Source organism: Microbispora sp. NPDC004025 (genome assembly GCF_053604425.1).
This window is the reverse complement of sequence record NZ_JBSGHN010000008.1, coordinates 48,529-65,019: the sequence shown is the minus strand read 5'-3', so window position 1 is coordinate 65,019 and position 16,491 is coordinate 48,529. Positions and strand designations below refer to the sequence as shown.

The following is a 16,491-nucleotide window of genomic DNA, read 5'->3' as shown; positions in this document are numbered from 1 at the left end:
ACTTCTCGACTGCTTGAAGCCCAATTACGTCGCGGCGTACTCGTGACGCCGGTCTGCGGGTCAGCCCCTGCGACAGCCGGCAACACGCCTGAACACCCCCCAGACTGCTCGGCGAAGCACGCAGCAGGGCTCCAGACGTCCCCACCCCAGAAAGCAGGCAAGAGGATGCGGTATCCGAAGCGAATAGGACGACTGTCCGTTCCCGGTCGAACGGTGCGGCTGGCGACGGCGGCCATGTTGGTGGCCACGACCATGGCGGCTTGCGGCCAGGACGACGGCGCGCAGTCGAGCGCCCCCAAGGCGCCGGCGACCGTCCCGGAGCTCACCAAGGACCCGCTGACCCTCAAGTTCATCTGGTTCGACTGGCCCCCCGCCCACGCGCTGGAAGAGTTCGCGAACGCGGAGTACGCCAAGGAGCGGCCGAACGTCACCGTCAAGGTCAACACCGTGCCGAACGCGAACTGGCACGACGCGATGTTCACCCAGTTCGCAGCGCACAAGACCGACTTCGACATCGCGATCCTGGACTCGCAACACATCGGCGAGGCCGTGACGAACGGCAACATCCTCGACATCACCGACTTCGTCAAGAAGAACATCGACGTCAATGCCTACAACCCTTACCTCCTGGCGGCCTACGGCCAGTACCCCCAGGCGGAGACCGGCAAGCGCGACGAAAACGCCAGCTTGTACGGACTGCCGCTGCTCGGCGACACCTGGACGATGATCTACCGCAAGGATCTGATCGGCGACAAGCCGCCGCAGACGTGGGACGAGATGATCTCGGTCGCCGAGAAGTGCCAGGCGGACAACCCCGGCGTCAGCGGGCTGGCTTTCCACCAGGCCAACGGCTCCGACGCCGCGGCCGTCACCTACAACACGGTCAACGGCGTCTACGGCGGCAACCTCTGGGACGCCAAGACGCGCAAGATCGACGGCGTTCTCAACGACGCCGCGGGCCAGGAGGCGATGGACGTCCTGGTCAACAAGATGAAGCCGCTGACCGCCAAGGGCTCCGGCAACTGGTTCATCGACGAGGTGAACGCGGCGGTCGCCCAGGGCAAGGCATGCATCGCGTTCAACTGGATCGCCGCGAGCGGCGGCCTGCTCGACCCGAAGCAGTCGACGCTCGGCACCTCACGGGAGCAGATTCTCGACAAGCTGGGTTTCGCCCCCCTGCCGAGCCAGAAGACGAACCTGGTGCCTCTCGGCGGCATGGGGATGCACGTGTCGGCCTACTCGCCCACGGCGAACCAGGCGGAGGCCCTGAACTTCATGAAGTGGTTCGAACAGGCTGACATCCAGAAGAAGTGGGCCGCGGCCGGCGGCGTGCCGTCGCGTACGGACGCCCTGGCGTCGCCCGAGTTCCTCAACGCCGGGCCGTTCAACAAGGTGTACGCCGACTCGGTTCCGCGGATGCGGGACATGTGGAACGTGCCCGAGTACGCGCGCCTCGTCGACATCGAGAACACCAACGTGAACGCGGCTCTCAACGGCGCGAAGAAGCCGAAGGAGGCGCTCGACGACATCGCCAAGCAGCAGCAGGGCGTGCTCGACTCCGGCAACCGCAAGGGCGGCGGCGGACTGTGAGTTCCCCTCTGACGACCGACCACCCCGGGCAGGTGGCGTCCGCGACGCCGCCTGCACCGGGGCGGTCCCGCCGCTTGAGCGACCGCACGCTCGCCGTGGCCTTCATCTCCCCGGCGCTGCTGCTGTTGCTCGCGATGTCGGTTTTCCCGTTGCTGTGGGCGTTGTACCTGTCTTTCACCGACTACTCGGCCACCCGCGGGGGGCCGGCCCATTTCGTCTGGTTCGAGAACTACACCGCCATCCTGACTTCGGCGCAGGTCCACCTGAGGGCCTTGACGACGCTGATCTACGTGGTCGGCGCGGTCGTCCTGCAGACCGTGCTCGGTTTCGCCATCGCCTACCTGATCTCACGGCGCACGCGCGGGCGAGGAGTGCTGACCACTCTGTTCCTGGTTCCGATGATGCTGTCGCCGGTCGTGGTCGGGCTGTTCTGGCGATTCATGCTCGACGCGCAATTCGGCGTGATCAACAGCATGCTCGGCTCGCTCGGCCTGGGACAGGTGGAGTGGCTCACCCGGCAGAGAACGGCCCTGATTTCCCTGATCGTGGTCGACACCTGGCAATGGACGCCGTTCATCATGCTCATCGCACTCGCGGGCCTCACCGCGGTTCCCAAGTACTTGTACGAGGCCGCCTCGATCGATCGCGCGTCCGAGTGGTTCAAGTTCCGCACCATCACCCTTCCGCTGGTGTGGCCGCTGCTCCTCATCGCCGTGTTGTTCAGGGCCATCGAGGCCTTCCGGCTGTTCGACCTCGTCTACATCCTCACCAACGGAGGTCCTGGCGTCTCCACCGAGACGTTGTCGTTCCACGTCTACAAGGTCGGGTTCCTGGGCTTCAACACCGGAACCGCCTCGGCGTACGGGATCCTCATGGTCCTCATCGTCATCGTCCTGACGCAGCTCTATCTGCGCTACTTGAACAAGCTCAAGGAGGACTGATGGCCGTCTCCGTCGACGAGGCCGTGTCCACAGGTCCTGGCCGGGATCACACGCCCCCCGCGCGTCGCTTCGGCGGCCGGGGCCGCGCCGTGCTGGAGGTCGCGCTACTGGCCGTGCTGGCCGTCGTGATGCTCTTCCCGGCGCTGTGGATGATCGAGACGTCCATCAAGGAGAACCGGGACGTCTACGCCATCCCGGCCAAGTTCTTCGACTTCACGGTCACTCTGGATCACTTCAAGGACGTGTTCGTCGCCTCCGGCGGCCGCTCGGCCTTGTCCGTCTCGTTCCTTAACTCCGTCGTGGTCGCCGGAGTCTCCACGGCGCTGGCCACCGTGCTGGGGGTCCCGGCGGCCTGGGCCTACTCACGCTTCTCCGTGAAGGCCAAGAAGGACCAGCTGTTCTTCATCCTGTCCACCCGCTTCATGCCACCCGTGGTGGTCGTGATCCCGATCTTCCTCATGTACCGCCAAGTCGGACTCATCGACAGCAAGCTCGGCCTGATCCTCATCTACGCCGCGTTCAACGTCCCGTTCACGATCTGGATGATGAAGGGGTTCGTCGACGAGGTGCCCGCGGAGTATGAGGATGCCGCCATGCTCGACGGCTACACCCGCTTGCAGGCGTTCTGGAAGTTCACCCTTCCCCTGCTCCTGCCCGGCATCGCCGCGACCGCGGTCTTCGCACTCATCTTCTCGTGGAACGAGTTCGTGTTCGCCATCTTCCTTACCTCCAGCGACAGCGTGCGGACGGCCCCACCCGCCATCGCCGGTCTCATCGGTGGAACCACTGTGGACTGGGGTCTCGTGGCCGCCGCCTCCGTGGTGTTCGCCCTACCGGTGCTCGTCTTCGCCTACCTGGTGCGCAAGCACCTCGTCGCCGGTGTGACGCTCGGGGCGGTGCGACGCTGATGGCCGGCATCGAGGTGACCGCCCTGCACAAGCGCTACCCGGACGGGACGGTCGCAGTTGAACACGTGGACCTGTCCATCGGCGACGGCGAGCTGTTCGTGATGCTCGGCCCTTCGGGTTGCGGCAAGACGACGACGCTGCGGGCCATAGCCGGCCTGGAGAGGCAGACGACGGGCGACATCCGCATCGGCGACACGCTGGTCAACGACCTGCCGCCCGCCGAGCGCGACATCGCCATGGTGTTCCAGTTCTACGCTCTCTACCCGCATCTGAGAACCCGCGACAACCTGGCGTTCCCACTGCGGGCCGAGGGACTGCCCAAGGCGGAGGTGCGCGAGCGGGTCGACGAGGCCGCCCGGCTGATGCGGCTCACTCCGCTCCTGGACCGGCGACCGCACCGGCTGTCCGGCGGGGAGCAGCAGCGCGTCGCGCTTGCCCGCGCCCTGGTGCGACGCCCGCGCGCATTCCTCATGGACGAGCCTCTCACCAACCTGGACGCGGAGCTGAGGGAGGACATGCGCACGGAGATCAAGCACCTGCAGGGGGAGCTGGGGGCGACGATGGTCTACGTCACCCACGATCAAGTCGAGGCGATGTCGCTCGGTCACAGAATCGCCATCCTCAACAAGGGCCGCGTCGAGCAGATCGGCACGCCGCTGGAGGTCTACGACCGTCCGGCGAGTCTTTTCTGCGCCGGATTCATCGGCTCCCCGCCGATGAACCTCATCAAGGTGGAGGTGGCCGACGGGAAGCTGCGCGCGCAGGGCGGACTGGTCCTCACGCCGCCGCCGGGCCTGCCGCGCGACCGATCCCTGGTCGCGGGCGTCCGGCCGGAGGCGCTGGAAGTCACAGAACCAGGGGCGGAGGGTACGGTCCCGGCCCGCGTGGTCTCGGCGGAGTGGCTGGGCGACGAGATCATCTACGTGGTCGACCACGGCGGCCAGCGCGACGTACGGGTTCGGATGCCACCGACTGTCCGTTTCGCCGCTGACGCACCGGTCGGGCTGCGGCACACCGGCGGGCCCCCGCCGGTCTACGACGTGAGCACGGAAGAGCTGGTGGCCTGATGGGAACCGTGGCAGTTGAGGGGCTGCGCAAGTCCTTCGGTAAGGTCCAGGCCCTGGACGGGGTGACGCTGGACGTGCCGGACGGCTCGTTCTTCGTCGTGCTCGGACCCTCCGGGGCGGGCAAGACGACGACCCTGCGAGCGATCGCCGGCCTTGAGAAGCTCGACGCCGGGTCGGTGCATCTGGACGGGAGGGACGCGACCGGTGACGCCCCGGCCGATCGCGACCTGGCCATGGTCTTCCAGAGCTACGCCCTCTACCCGCGACTCACGGCGTACGAGAACATCGCTTCGCCGCTGCGGGCACGCCGTTGCTCTTCGAGCGAGATCGCCGCTGCCGTCGAGCGGATGTCGAGCCTGCTGCACATCGAACGTCTGCTGCAGCGTCGTCCGGCGCAGATGTCGGGCGGTGAGATGCAGCGTGTCGCCCTGGCCCGGGCGCTGGTCCGTAGCCCGCGCGCGTTCCTCATGGACGAGCCGCTGACGAACCTCGACCTCAAGCTCCGCGTCGAGATGCGCACCGAGCTCACCCGCATCCACCGGAGCCTCGGAGCGACCTTCATCTATGTCACCAACGACCAGGTCGAGGCCCTGTCCATGGCCGACCAGGTCGCGGTCCTCAAGGACGGGAAGGTGCAGCAGGTCGGAACGCCGGCCGAGGTGTACGAGCGTCCGGCCAACCAGTGGGTCGCAGGCTTCGTCGGGAGCCCGTCGATCAGCCTGCTCGCCTGCCGCGCCGAGGGAGATCGTCTGGTCGGGACGGACGGCTGGACGCTGCCGCGGCCCCGCTGGACCACGGCTGAGGACGGACGTCCGCTGCTGCTGGGCCTGCGCGCGGAGGACCTGTCCGTCGAGCAGCGTGGGGACGCGTCGTTGCCGGGTGAGCTCTACGGCCTTGAGCCGCTCGGTGACCGGACGGTGGTCGACGTCCAAGTGGGGACGGAGATCCTCAAGGTCAAGGCACGACCCACCTTTACCGGTACGCCGGGCGAGCGGCTGCATGTCACGGTGGACCTGGACCGGGCGCACCTGTTCGACGCGGGCACCGGGCTGGCGCTGTCCGAGGCCGGGAGGTAACCGCACAGGGGCGGCGACAGGGCGGCGACGTCGACATGCGCCCGCACGTGGCGATCGAGCCTCGGCGTCACGGGTGAGCACGGCCTGACGACGCCGAAGCAGCCATGGCCCGAGAAGGCGATCGTGGGCGTGGGGCGTCGCCCTGCGGCCAGGACCGAGGCCACGTTGGACCCGCTCGGCGACCTCGGCCCCACGAGGTCGTGTGACCCGTTCGTCAACGCGCGTGGCGCGATCGCCGAGGTCACACCGGACATCACCAAGAACATCACAGGAGGCGACGCGATGAGTGACCCGATGAACGTCCTGGCCCCCGAGCACCGGCGGCTCCGGATCGGCGACGCCTGGCGCGATGCCGCCGGCGGAGCCACCTTCCCCGTCGAGGACCCGGCCACCGGTAAGACCATCGCCGAGGTGGCGGACGCCGGCGTCGCTGACGGGCTCGCCGCTCTGGACGCGGCGAGCACGGCGATGGCGGAGTGGGCGGCGACCCCGCCGCGAAAACGGTCAGAGTTGTTGCTCGCGACGTACCGGGCACTGACCGAGCGATCCGAGGAGGTCGCCCGGCTGATAACGCTCGAGATGGGCAAGCCGCTCGCCGAGGCTCGGGCAGAGGTGGCCTACGGCGCCGAGTTCTTCCGTTGGTTCGCCGAGGAGGCGGTGCGCGTCGAGGGGCGCTACAACACCGCTCCCGCTGGTGGATATCGCGTGCTCACCGTGCCGAAGCCGGTCGGACCGTGCGTCTTCGTGACGCCCTGGAACTTTCCGCTGGCCATGGGTGCCCGCAAGATCGCTCCTGCGCTGGCGGCGGGCTGCACGACGATCACCAAGCCGGCCGCCCAGACGCCACTGACCATGCTGTTCCTGGCCCGCATCATGGAGGAGGTCGGCGTTCCCCCGGGCGTCGTCAACGTGGTGACGACCAAGCGTTCTGGCGAGGTGGTCTCGGCACTGCTGGCCGACCGCCGGACCCGCAAGCTGTCGTTCACCGGGTCGACCGAGGTCGGGCGTGTGCTGCTGCGGCAGGCGGCGGACAACGTGCTGCGCACCTCCATGGAACTGGGCGGCAACGCGGCCTTGATCGTGTGTGCCGACGCGGACCTGGACGTCGCGCTCGACGGTGCCATGGTGGCCAAGATGCGCAACATCGGGGAGTCCTGCATCGCGGCCAACCGGATCTACGTCGAGGAGCCGGTGCGTGAGGAGTTCACGGCGCGCTTCGCCGAGCGGATGGGCGCGCTCTCGATGGGCCATGGTCTCGACGACGGCGTGAACGTCGGCGCGTTGATCGACGAGCCCTCGGTCACCAAGATCGACGAGCTCGTCGCCGACGCGGTCGATCGCGGCGCCCGTGTCCTGGTGGGCGGCGAGCGTTCGCATGGGCCGGGCCACTTCTACCCGCCCACGGTCCTCGTCGACGTGCCCGAAGACGCGCGGATACTGCAGGAGGAGATCTTCGGCCCGGTGGCGCCGATCATCTCGTTCACGTCCGACGACGAGGTGATCGCGAAGGCCAACGACACCGAGCACGGCCTGGCCGGATACGTCTTCACCCGTGACCTGCAGCGGGCGCTCCGCTTCGCCGAAAGGCTGGAGACGGGGATGATCGGCATCAACCGTGGTCTGATCTCTGACCCGTCTGCTCCGTTCGGAGGCGTGAAGCAGTCCGGGATCGGCAAGGAGGGGTCGCACGAGGGCATCCTCGAGTACCTCGACGTCACCTACGCGGCGATCGACCTACCGTGACCGGCCTGCTGCTCCGGGTGCCCGCCGAGGACCACCGCGCCCTGTGCGTACATGACCTGACCCGCCCCCACCCGTGGGGCGGGACCCGGGCCATGGCCGGCACGAATCCGCCGGCACCCGGGGACGCCGTCGACCTTGCCGGTGTGCGCGCCACAGACGCGGCCGCGGCGGTGGACGGGGCGATCAGCCCTTTCGGCGGGCCCAGAGGCCAGGCCCTCGGGCTCATGATCGAGGTGCTGGTCGCGACCTCGACTCGTACGGCCCTTGGCGACGACGTCCGCGAGACCCCCGACCCGGCTGAACCGCCCGCCGAGGGCGACGTCTTCGTCGCGATGGACCCGAGGGCGCCCGGGCGCGCCCGAGTCCGGAAGCCGGGCGCGCGCCTGCGCCACCCGGCAGCCAACCTTGCCCACGCCGTCCCGGTCTCGCAGGTGACCTGGACATCCGCCCAGCAAATCACCGCCGACGTTCCAGAGAGGCACTGACATGCTTGAGACCGTCCGCGGACCACGCCAGCTGATAGTGGGCGAAGGGGTCGCGCAGAACATCCCACGAGTGGTGGCCGAGTGCGGCTCGCGAGTCCTCATCGTGACCGACCGGGTTCTTCTGGGGCAGCCAAGCGTGGCCGAGATCGTGGCCGCCGTTCGGGAGAAGGCCGAAGCCGTCGGGGTGTTCGCCGACGCGACTCCGGACGTGCCACTCGCCGATGTCGCCCTGGCCGTCTCGGCCGCCGCGGAGGTGGACGCCGACGTGATCCTCGCCATCGGGGGTGGCACGGTGATCGACCTCGCCAAGATCGTCGGCGTCATCCGGCGCCACGGCGGGACGCCGCGCGACTACTACGGCGAGTCGAAGGTGCCGGGGCCGACGATTCCTCTCGTCGCGGTCCCGACGACGTCGGGCACCGGCTCCGAGCTCACGCCCGTCTCGGTGTTGACCGACCCGGACCGCGAGCTGAAGGTGGGAGTCTCCAGCGTCCACATCGTGCCCGACTTCGCCATCGTCGACCCCGAGCTCACCTACAGCTGCCCTGCGACCGTCTCCGCCCACTCCGGCATCGACGCGTTCTGTCACGCGGTGGAGAGCTACACCGCGCGGCCCCGGCCCCATGGCCCGCGCGACCCGGTGGAGCAGGTCTTCCTCGGCCGCAACCCGATCACCGATCACTACGCGCTCCTGGCCGCGGAGCGGATCGCCCGCAGCTTGCCCCGTGTCGTCAAGGACGGAGGCGACAAGGAGGCGCGCGCGGACATGTCCTATGGGTCGATGCTGGCCGGGCTCGCATTCGCCCACGCAGGCACCGCGGCTCCGCACGCCCTCCAGTACCCCATCGGCGCAGCCACCCACACACCGCACGGCCTGGGCGTCGGGCTGCTGCTGCCCTACGCGCTGGACGCGGCCAGGGACGCCATCGGCGACCGGTTGGCCATCCTCGCCAGGGTGTGCGGGCTCGACGTGACCGACGCCTCGGATGCCGAGGCCGCGGATACGTTCCTCACCTGGCTCGACGGGCTCCTTGCCGACATCGGCATCCCTCCCACCCTGGCGGACATCGGCGTGGCACGCGCCGACCTCCCGCGCTTCGCGGAGATGGCCAGTGGCGTCACCCGCTTGATCCAGAACCATCCGGGCCCGGCCGACACAGCCAGCCTGACCGCGATCCTCGAAGCGGCCTGGACCGGGGACCGGACCCGGCACGTCCTGACTCCGCAGCAGAGATAGTGACGGGCCTCTCTGGCTACGCCTAGAGCTCCTACCGCGATGAGCTGGGGCGACGCCAGTAGATGAGGGCGCAGCCGAGGCTGAGGAATGTCCTCGCGGACTTGCCCGCGGATGCGCAGCCTGCGGGCGGAAACCATGGAGCAGGGCCGATGGCCTGCTCGACGACCCAGCGCTGTTTGCCCAGGCCGGAGTCGTGCTCGGTGCCGGGTCGGGCGATCTGCGGGCGCACGCCCAGTGCCCGGACGAGTTTGCGGTACTTGCCGCGGTCGTAGCCGCGGTCGCCGAGGACGACGTCAGGGTGCTGGCGGGGCCGGCCGTGCTTGCCGCGCACCGGGGGGATGGCCTCCGGTAGCGGCATGAGCTGGGTGACGTCGCCCGCGGTTGCCGCCGGCCGGTGTGAAGGCCAGCGGGATGCCGGTGGCGTCGGTGATCAGGTGATGCTTGCTGCCCGGGCGGCCTCGGTCGCCTGGGCTCGGCCGGTCTACGCCCCCTTCTCAACGCTCTGACGGGGAAGGAGTCCACGACAGCGCGGGAGGAGACCAGTGCGTCGGCGGCGCCGGCGGAGGCGACCGCGGTCATCGGCGCCGCCCCGCACCAGCTCCATGCCCGCAGGTGACCGCAATGAATGCGTCGTGGGATCGCAGCGTCTGCGTCCTTGCCGATCACGCCGTCGGTCGCCCGATCGCCCGACGGTGATCCGCCTGAACGTGCTGCCCCGCCACGGCGGCCGTCGCCGCGGTCGCGATGACCCTCGTCATGATCTCCGCCGGAGAGGGAATTCTGGGCCACGGATCCGTACCGTCACTGCTGGCCGCCATATGCGAGTCGGCGCTCGCCATCGGCATCATCATCGGCCTGCTGGTGCTGTTCCGTGAGCGCTTCAACCATCAGGGACCCCGCCTCAGGTTCCTGTCGAGGCACGCCTACACCGTCTACGTCACCCACGCGGTCGTGGTGGTCGCCCTGAACCACGCCCTCAGCGGCGTGCAGGCACCAGCAATCGCGAAGGTAGCGCTGCTCTCCATCCTGGCGCTGCCTCTGTGCTGGGTGGCGGCGTACCTGGTGCGCGCCGTGCCGGGCGCCCGGAAGGTGCTCTAGCCGGCTATTTCGTTCAGGGGCAGGTAGCTGGCCGAGCGCAATGCCGGTCTCGCCGTCGAAGAGTCGCCGTCGCCCACCGGGACGTAGGCATCGGTCGAGCTCGTCCAGACACCGCAGGCAGCCTCCGGATCGGTCGGCTTCGGGGACTGAGACCACCTCCCGACCAACGAGCGCCGCAGGAGGGCCACCCGGGCGGGGTCGGCCTGCCGGGCGCGTTCGCGCAGCAGGGCAGGCGCACGCTGGTCGGTGATGCGCTTTTCCGCGATGGCGTCGTTGAAGACGGCGGCGCGACAACTCTGTTGGTACTTGTGCAGTCCGAAGGTGTCGCCGTCCGACGGCATCAGCGGAACGAAGCGAATTAGGAATGGTCGGCTGTGCCGACTCGATGAGTTTCGGATGTTGCAAGACGATGGTTATGGTCTCGGCCGGTCTGCGAGAGGCCGCCGGGGCGTGTGTATGAGGCCTTCCTTCACGTTGTGGTGTGAGCGTCGTCCCTGACGGGTACCGGGGCGCCGTGAGGTTAGTTTGGATGATCGGTAAACTTACTGAGGATCACGAGTGCTAGAGTCAGGAATGGGCAAGCTTCGGCGTCTCGACCCGAGCACTGAGCATTTCTGAAGAGGAGTCGCTACCATCGAGTTCGTATCCCTTCCCGTACGCGCCAGTGCCCGGATACTGGCCGTCGATCCGCGTGACAGGCTGCTCCTGTTCCACTACCGTGGCTCGCCGGCATGGGAATCTCGACATATTTGGATCACACCTGGTGGCGGGGTCGATCCTGGGGAAGACCTCGCCGAAGCGGCTTCTCGAGAGTTTCTTGAGGAGACGGGACATCTGCTGGACCCGAGCCAACTCGGACCGGTCGTGGCCGTCACCTCGGGAAGTTCCACCGTGGCGGGGCAACGCGTGCATTCGCACAATTCATATTTCTTCGTGCGCGTGTTCCAGCTCACGTTCGAGATTTCAGGCCGAGAGGAGCACGAGCGGAAGTCCATCGTCGGCCACCGTTGGTGGTCGGTCGGCGAGCTCGCCTCCACGAAGGAGGTCATCCTTCCCCGCGGACTCGATCGCCTCATGCCGCCGTTGCTGGCCGGTCGCCTGCCGGCGCAGCCGGTGCCATTGCCGTGGGTGGCTGAGCCAGGTGCATAGAGGCGGGACCCGGCTCGGGCAATCACGCGGGTGGTCCGGGACAACGGTGCCCGGTCCGCAGCCGACGGTCTCAAAATTACCGGACGAGCTTGTTCTGGACTCGGTGGGACGGCGAGCCTTCGCTTTTCGGTTGCCTTCGAGCGGCACTACTCCTTGATCATTCATTATTAAAACGATCTGCTCTCGTGTGGAACGCAGTGCCAGTTCCCGGCATGTCTGCCGGTGTTGCTCACCGATTCTGCGGGAAGCCGCGCCATATACAGGATGGACGCTGCCCGTCGGAGCAGGACGAGGCGATCGGCGCGAACGGCGGCATCCCGGCGGCTCGTCCTTCAGCTCCCCGGCCTCGGCAGGGACGTCCTCGGCTGTGAGCTTGGGGATCACCGAATTCCCGGACGCGCTGGGCGGGTAGCTCGTCGACGGCGGTCGACAGGTAGCTGCTGTTCCACAGTGCGACGGGCTGGATCAGGCGAGCAAGCGGTCGACCAGCTTGTCGAGGTAGTCAGGGGTGAGCGGGACCGCGCCGAACAGGACGCGCATGTAGATCGGCGCCAGGAGATGGTCCAGCACCTCCAGTGCCTCAGGCGGGTCCTCGCCGCGGTCGCGGGCGCGGTCGAGCATGGTCTGCAACTGCCTGGTGCGGTCGGCCAAGAGTTCGTCGCGCGCCTGAAGGCCCTGCTGCCCCTCGCCTGTCAGTGAGACGGTCAGCCGCACCAACGCCAGGCCGTCGGGTCCGGTGACCTCGCGGGCCACGATGGCGGCGTAGGTGCGCAGGTCGCCGGCCAGGGTGCCGGTGTCGGGCATCGGCGCCTGCGTGTTGAGCCGGGTCAGCAGCACATCGCCGAGCAGGGCTTGGAGGTTGCCCCACCGGCGGTAGAGGCTGGTGTCGGCCACCCCTGCGCGGGCCGCGATGTCGCCGATGGTGAAGTTTCCGTAGCCGCGCTCGCTGACGAGGTCGGTAACGGCCTGGTGCACCGCCGCGCGGACCCGCGCGCTGCGCCCGCCGGGCCGCCTGGCTCGCCCCTGCTCATCCATACCCTCACTTTAACGCAGTCGAGACTTGCGTTAGAGTCCTCCTAAACGCAGTCCCAGACTGCTTTTAGGAAGGATGTGCGTGAAAGCGTTGCTCCCTCTGACCTGTGCAGGTCAGTTCATGGTGCTGCTCGACAACACGATCGTCGGCGCCGCCCTGCCCGACATGCAGGAGCGGCTTCACACCGGCCTGACCGGCCTGCAGTGGATCGTCGACGCCTACGTGCTGCTGGTGGCCATGCTGCTGCTGTCGGGCGGCGTCTTCGCCGACCGGTTCGGCCGCAGGCGGGTGTTCCTGGCCGGGGTGGTGGTGTTCACGGCCGCGTCGGTGGTGTGTTCGCTCGCGCCCTCGATCGGCTGGCTGATCGCCGGGCGGGTGCTGCAGGGCGTCGGGGCCGCGGCACTGAGCCCCGCCTCACTGGCGCTGCTCGCTGCCGCGTACCCCGCTCCGAGGGAGCGCGTCAGAGCGATCGGGTTGTGGGCCGGGTTCAGCGGCATCGGCCTGGCCGCCGGACCGCTGGCGGGCGGGATCCTGGTGGAGTCCTTCGGCTGGCCCGCCATCTTCCTGGTCAACGTGCCCATCGGGGTGGTCCTGCTACTGGCCGGGCTGCGCGTGCTGGGGGAGTCCCGCAACCCTGGCGCACCGCCGATCGACGTCCCCGGCACGGTCCTGTCCGTCGCGGGCGTGGGCGCTGTCACCTACGGCCTGATCGAGGGCGGATCCCGAGGGTGGACCTCGCCGGTGATCCTGGGCAGCTTCGCCGCCGGGCTGGTGTTCCTGGCCGCGTTCGTCGTGGTCGAGGGTCGTGTGCCGACGCCGATGCTGCCGCTGCGGCTGTTTCGTCAGCGGCTGTTCACGGTGTCCAACACGGCGATGGTCGTGGTCGGGTTCGCGCTGATGGGGTCGTCGTTCTTCTTCTCCCAGTTCTTCGTCTACGTTCAGGGCACTTCGATCCTGGTCGCCGGGCTACGGACCCTGCCCGTCTCGCTGGCCATGGTCATCGTCAGCCCGTATGCGGGCCGGTACGCGGCCAGGTACGGCTTCCGCGTCGTCGTCGGCATCGGCCTGGGCCTGGCCGGGCTGGGGCTGCTGGCGCTGGGCTTCGTCCACGCCGATACCGGCTACGGCAACGTGTGGTGGCGGCTGGCGGTCGTCGGCATCGGGTTCGCTCTCACCATGTCGCCGCTGACCGGGGCCGCCATCCAGGCGGTCAGCCCGCAGGAGGGCGGCCTCGCCTCCGGCGTCAGCAGCACCACCCGGCAGATCGGCGCGGTGCTCGGCGTGGCGGTGCTCGGGGCGATCGTCCACACGCGGGAGTCCGGCGGCGCCTCCTTCGAATCCGGCCTCAACAGCGCCTTCCTCGCGGCCGGTGCCGTGACGCTGGCCTGCGCCGTGTTCACCGCCCTCTGGCTGACCGCGGCCCGGACGCCGCGGGAGGTCCGGGCCGAACAGCCAGGAGGCCGGGCAGTCAGTGAGCCGCTGCTGACCGCTCCTCCCAGCCGGCCCACGTCGTGAGCCGCTCGGCGTAGGCCTGCTGGGTCATCGGCAGCCCTTCGGTACCGAAGACCACCCGGAGCGGCGGGTCGTCAGGGTCTGCAACCACGAGCAGCGCCCGGGCCCGCCGCTGCCGCGTTCCCGACGTCGTCGCAGGACGATGAACACGCCGTACGCGCGACCCCTGGCAGGGATTGCCGCGCGGCTGGCGTGCTGCGACTCGTCGCAACGCCGATCGGCCAGACGCCTGCGCAGTACGGCCGGTCACGTCATCGACCGGTCGTATGACCGTTTCATGAGTTCCTTCTGCTGTCTCCGCAACCCCGGCAGGCGGTTGATCCTGGTCAGGCCCCATGTGGGGAAATGGACACCCATATCCGCCAGAGATCGAACAAGTCAAGAATGGAAGGTGTTTGGGCGTTCTGGGACGATTGCGCTGTGCATGTCGGCGGATCGTCCCTGCGTGCGTTACGTGCCGCGGTGTTCGCGGCAGCGTGCGTGCTGGTCTCGGCCGCTCTGCACATGCTCGCCGGAGGGGCTCCCGTGCGCGGGGGAACCCTGGTCGCCGCAATGGCACTGACCTGGCTGGGCGCGTTCCTGCTCGCAGGCCGTCAGCGAGGCATGGGAGTCCTGCTGGGCGCCTCCTTCGGTGCGCAGTACGGGATGCACCACCTGTTCACCCTCGGCGCCGCGCACGCGTCGCCGTCGCCGTGGACGGGTGAGCACGGCACCGGTTTGGGCATGGTGCTGATCCATGCCGCGATGGCGATCTTGTCCGCCTGGGCGCTGGAACACGGTGAGTCCGCCCTGGCGATGATCGTGCATCTGGCCGTCACGCCGGTGCGCGGGCTGCGGGCCGTGTTGCGCGTCCTCGCGGGCGCGCTGGCCGACATCGCACCGTCCTCTCCCCGTCCGGTGGGGGAACCTCCCCTCCCGGTCCCTCGTCGCAACGACTTCGTCGTGGTGGTCGCTCGGCGCGGCCCGCCTCTGGCCGTCTCCGTTCTCTGACACGGGCTGCCGCCTGCCGCTGGCGGCATCGGCTCGCCATGCCGTGCGCCCGTTTCGCCGCCCTGAACCGCGCTGAAGGCGGTCCGCGGCTCAACCCCCTACTCAGGTGACGCGTACCTGTCGGTGTGCGCTCGCCGTTGAACGGAGAACCCCATGACTTCTACCGCCGGCATCCAGCGTGCCGTCGATCCGGCCCGGCCTCCCCACCCGAGGCGTGCGAACTGGGCGGCGCTGCGCCCGCTGGTGTTGCGCCTGCACTTCTACGCCGGAATCCTCATCGCCCCCTTCCTGCTCGTGGCCGCGACCACGGGCCTGCTGTACGCCGCCTCCTTCCAGATCGAGAACGTCGTCTACCGGCACGAGCTGACCGCGCCGGTGAGCCAGACCGCCGTCCCTCTGAGCGAGCAGGTAGCCGCGGCTCGCCAGGCCCTCCCCGAAGGGAAGGTCACCGCGGTGCGGCCTGCGGCTGAGCCAGGCCTGACCACCCGGGTGCTGCTGGACGTGCCGAATCTGCCCGAAAGCACGCAGATGGCGGTCTTCGTCGACCCGGGGACCGGTCAGGTGCGCGGCACACTGGAAAGCTACGGCGGCTCCGGCGCGCTGCCCGTACGCGCCTGGATCTCCGACCTGCACCGTCGCCTCCACCTGGGAGAGCCCGGGCGGATCTACAGCGAACTGGCCGCCAGCTGGCTGTGGGTCGTCGCCCTCGGCGGGCTGGCGCTGTGGCTGGGCAGGCGGCGCCGCGACGGCCGCCGCCTGCGCGGCCTGCTCACCCCCGACCGCGCCGCCACCGGGCCGCGCCGCACGTTGTCCTGGCACGGCTCGGTGGGCCTGTGGGCCGCGCTGGGCGTGCTGTTCCTGTCCGCCACCGGCCTGACCTGGTCGAAGTACGCCGGAGAGAACATCGGCGAGCTGCGCACGAAGTTCGGCTGGGCGACTCCGTCGATCAGCACCGATCTCGGCGAGCACGCTGGGCACGCTGGGCACGGGGGACACTCCGCGAGCGGTGGTCAGGCGGGGGACACCCCGGACGTGGGGATCGACAAGATCATGCTGGCGGCGGCCAGTTGGCGGCTGTCCGGCCCGCTGGAGATCGTCCTGCCGGCCGTGCCCGGGGCCGCGTACGTGGTCAAGGAGATCCGCAAGACCGCTCCCACGCAACTGGACCAGCTGGCGTTCGACCCGGCGACCGGGCAGGTCGTGGGCGAGTTGCGATTCGCCGACTATCCGCTGGCCGCCAAGCTCACCGAGTGGGGCATCGACGCGCACATGGGGCTGCTGTTCGGCCTGGCCAACCAGATCGTCCTGGCCGCGATCGCGGTCGGGCTCATCACGCTGATCGTGCTGGGCTACCGGATGTGGTGGCGGCGCCGTCCGACCCGCGGATTCGGACGGCCCTACCCACGTGGTGGCTGGCGGGATGTGCACTGGGGAGTCCTGGCGCCGTTGGCCCTGTTCGCCCTCGTCGTGGGGTACTTCCTGCCCCTGATGGGCATCTCCCTGGCCGCGTTCCTGGTGATCGACACTCTGCTCGGGCTCCGCTCCAGGTTGGCCGGCTAGGCACATCGCCGTGCAGCCGGAGCCCGGATCCGCGACAATCCGGGCTCCGGCCCCCATCTCTCGCCGAGTGGTGAACAGTGGGCGTTTGTGGACATGACCGTG

General features: G+C 68.9%; 15 protein-coding genes and 1 pseudogene. 13 read left to right on the top strand and 3 right to left on the bottom strand.

The genetic code is table 11. The features are described from left to right. Positions 1 to 213 precede the first annotated feature (213 nt). The 8 genes from ACWEQG_RS21015 (at position 214) to ACWEQG_RS20980 (ending at position 9,047) form a co-directional block, all read left to right on the top strand. On the top strand, positions 214 to 1,590 hold the full coding sequence (locus ACWEQG_RS21015) for an extracellular solute-binding protein (RefSeq protein ID WP_452286897.1): 1,377 nt from the start codon (positions 214 to 216) through the stop codon (positions 1,588 to 1,590). A 74-nt stretch (positions 1,591 to 1,664) separates the two neighbouring features. Beyond that, positions 1,665 to 2,531 (top strand): carbohydrate ABC transporter permease, encoded by an 867-nt coding sequence (locus ACWEQG_RS21010; protein ID WP_452286895.1) that lies wholly within the window; start codon positions 1,665 to 1,667, stop codon positions 2,529 to 2,531. Further along, entirely contained in the window at positions 2,531 to 3,439 is a 909-nt protein-coding gene (locus ACWEQG_RS21005) for a carbohydrate ABC transporter permease (RefSeq protein WP_452286893.1), read from the top strand. Before ACWEQG_RS21010 ends, ACWEQG_RS21005 begins: the two co-directional genes overlap by 1 nt. Continuing rightward, positions 3,439 to 4,506, top strand: a complete 1,068-nt coding sequence (locus ACWEQG_RS21000) for an ABC transporter ATP-binding protein (protein ID WP_452286891.1) — start codon at positions 3,439 to 3,441, stop codon at positions 4,504 to 4,506. Before ACWEQG_RS21005 ends, ACWEQG_RS21000 begins: the two co-directional genes overlap by 1 nt. Beyond that, a complete protein-coding gene (locus ACWEQG_RS20995) occupies positions 4,506 to 5,582 on the top strand; it encodes an ABC transporter ATP-binding protein (RefSeq protein WP_452286889.1) in 1,077 nt (358 codons plus the stop codon). The genes ACWEQG_RS21000 and ACWEQG_RS20995 overlap by 1 nt, the downstream gene beginning before the upstream one ends. Before the next feature lie 282 nt (positions 5,583 to 5,864). Then, positions 5,865 to 7,325 (top strand): NAD-dependent succinate-semialdehyde dehydrogenase, encoded by a 1,461-nt coding sequence (locus tag ACWEQG_RS20990; protein ID WP_452287271.1) that lies wholly within the window; start codon positions 5,865 to 5,867, stop codon positions 7,323 to 7,325. After that, positions 7,322 to 7,810, top strand: a complete 489-nt coding sequence (locus ACWEQG_RS20985) for an Ldh family oxidoreductase (protein WP_452286887.1) — start codon at positions 7,322 to 7,324, stop codon at positions 7,808 to 7,810. Before ACWEQG_RS20990 ends, ACWEQG_RS20985 begins: the two co-directional genes overlap by 4 nt. 1 nt (position 7,811) lies before the next feature. Beyond that, positions 7,812 to 9,047, top strand: a complete 1,236-nt coding sequence (locus ACWEQG_RS20980; RefSeq protein WP_452286885.1) for an iron-containing alcohol dehydrogenase — start codon at positions 7,812 to 7,814, stop codon at positions 9,045 to 9,047. A gap of 31 nt (positions 9,048 to 9,078) precedes the next feature. Here ACWEQG_RS20980 and ACWEQG_RS20975 read toward each other — a convergent pair whose 3' ends face one another. Continuing rightward, positions 9,079 to 9,405, bottom strand: a complete 327-nt coding sequence (locus tag ACWEQG_RS20975) for a hypothetical protein (protein WP_452286883.1) — start codon at positions 9,403 to 9,405, stop codon at positions 9,079 to 9,081. Positions 9,406 to 9,788: 383 nt separating this feature from the next. Here ACWEQG_RS20975 and ACWEQG_RS20970 point away from each other — a divergent pair. Then, positions 9,789 to 10,145: pseudogene (locus ACWEQG_RS20970) on the top strand (acyltransferase family protein); the annotation flags it as partial. Here ACWEQG_RS20970 and ACWEQG_RS20965 read toward each other — a convergent pair. Next, positions 10,142 to 10,486: a hypothetical protein gene (locus ACWEQG_RS20965; protein ID WP_452286881.1), complete on the bottom strand. Its 345-nt coding sequence runs from the start codon at positions 10,484 to 10,486 to the stop codon at positions 10,142 to 10,144. The pseudogene ACWEQG_RS20970 and the gene ACWEQG_RS20965 overlap by 4 nt on opposite strands. Before the next feature lie 292 nt (positions 10,487 to 10,778). Here ACWEQG_RS20965 and ACWEQG_RS20960 point away from each other — a divergent pair, with 292 nt between their 5' ends. Beyond that, positions 10,779 to 11,294 (top strand): NUDIX hydrolase, encoded by a 516-nt coding sequence (locus tag ACWEQG_RS20960; protein WP_452287269.1) that lies wholly within the window; start codon positions 10,779 to 10,781, stop codon positions 11,292 to 11,294. A gap of 465 nt (positions 11,295 to 11,759) precedes the next feature. Here the strand turns inward: ACWEQG_RS20960 and ACWEQG_RS20955 are convergent, their stop codons facing one another. Next, the gene (locus tag ACWEQG_RS20955) at positions 11,760 to 12,329 is read right to left on the bottom strand and encodes a TetR/AcrR family transcriptional regulator (protein ID WP_452286879.1); all 570 of its coding nucleotides are present in this window, start codon (positions 12,327 to 12,329) and stop codon (positions 11,760 to 11,762) included. A 79-nt stretch (positions 12,330 to 12,408) separates the two neighbouring features. On the opposite strand from ACWEQG_RS20955, the gene ACWEQG_RS20950 reads away from it, so the two are divergent. The 3 genes from ACWEQG_RS20950 (at position 12,409) to ACWEQG_RS20940 (ending at position 16,389) form a co-directional block, all read left to right on the top strand. Beyond that, the gene (locus ACWEQG_RS20950) at positions 12,409 to 13,842 is read left to right on the top strand and encodes an MFS transporter (protein ID WP_452286877.1); all 1,434 of its coding nucleotides are present in this window, start codon (positions 12,409 to 12,411) and stop codon (positions 13,840 to 13,842) included. A 459-nt stretch (positions 13,843 to 14,301) separates the two neighbouring features. Further along, on the top strand, positions 14,302 to 14,829 hold the full coding sequence (locus ACWEQG_RS20945) for a hypothetical protein (protein ID WP_363460701.1): 528 nt from the start codon (positions 14,302 to 14,304) through the stop codon (positions 14,827 to 14,829). Positions 14,830 to 14,982: 153 nt separating this feature from the next. Further along, a complete protein-coding gene (locus tag ACWEQG_RS20940; RefSeq protein ID WP_452286875.1) occupies positions 14,983 to 16,389 on the top strand; it encodes a PepSY-associated TM helix domain-containing protein in 1,407 nt (468 codons plus the stop codon). Positions 16,390 to 16,491: the final 102 nt, after the last annotated feature.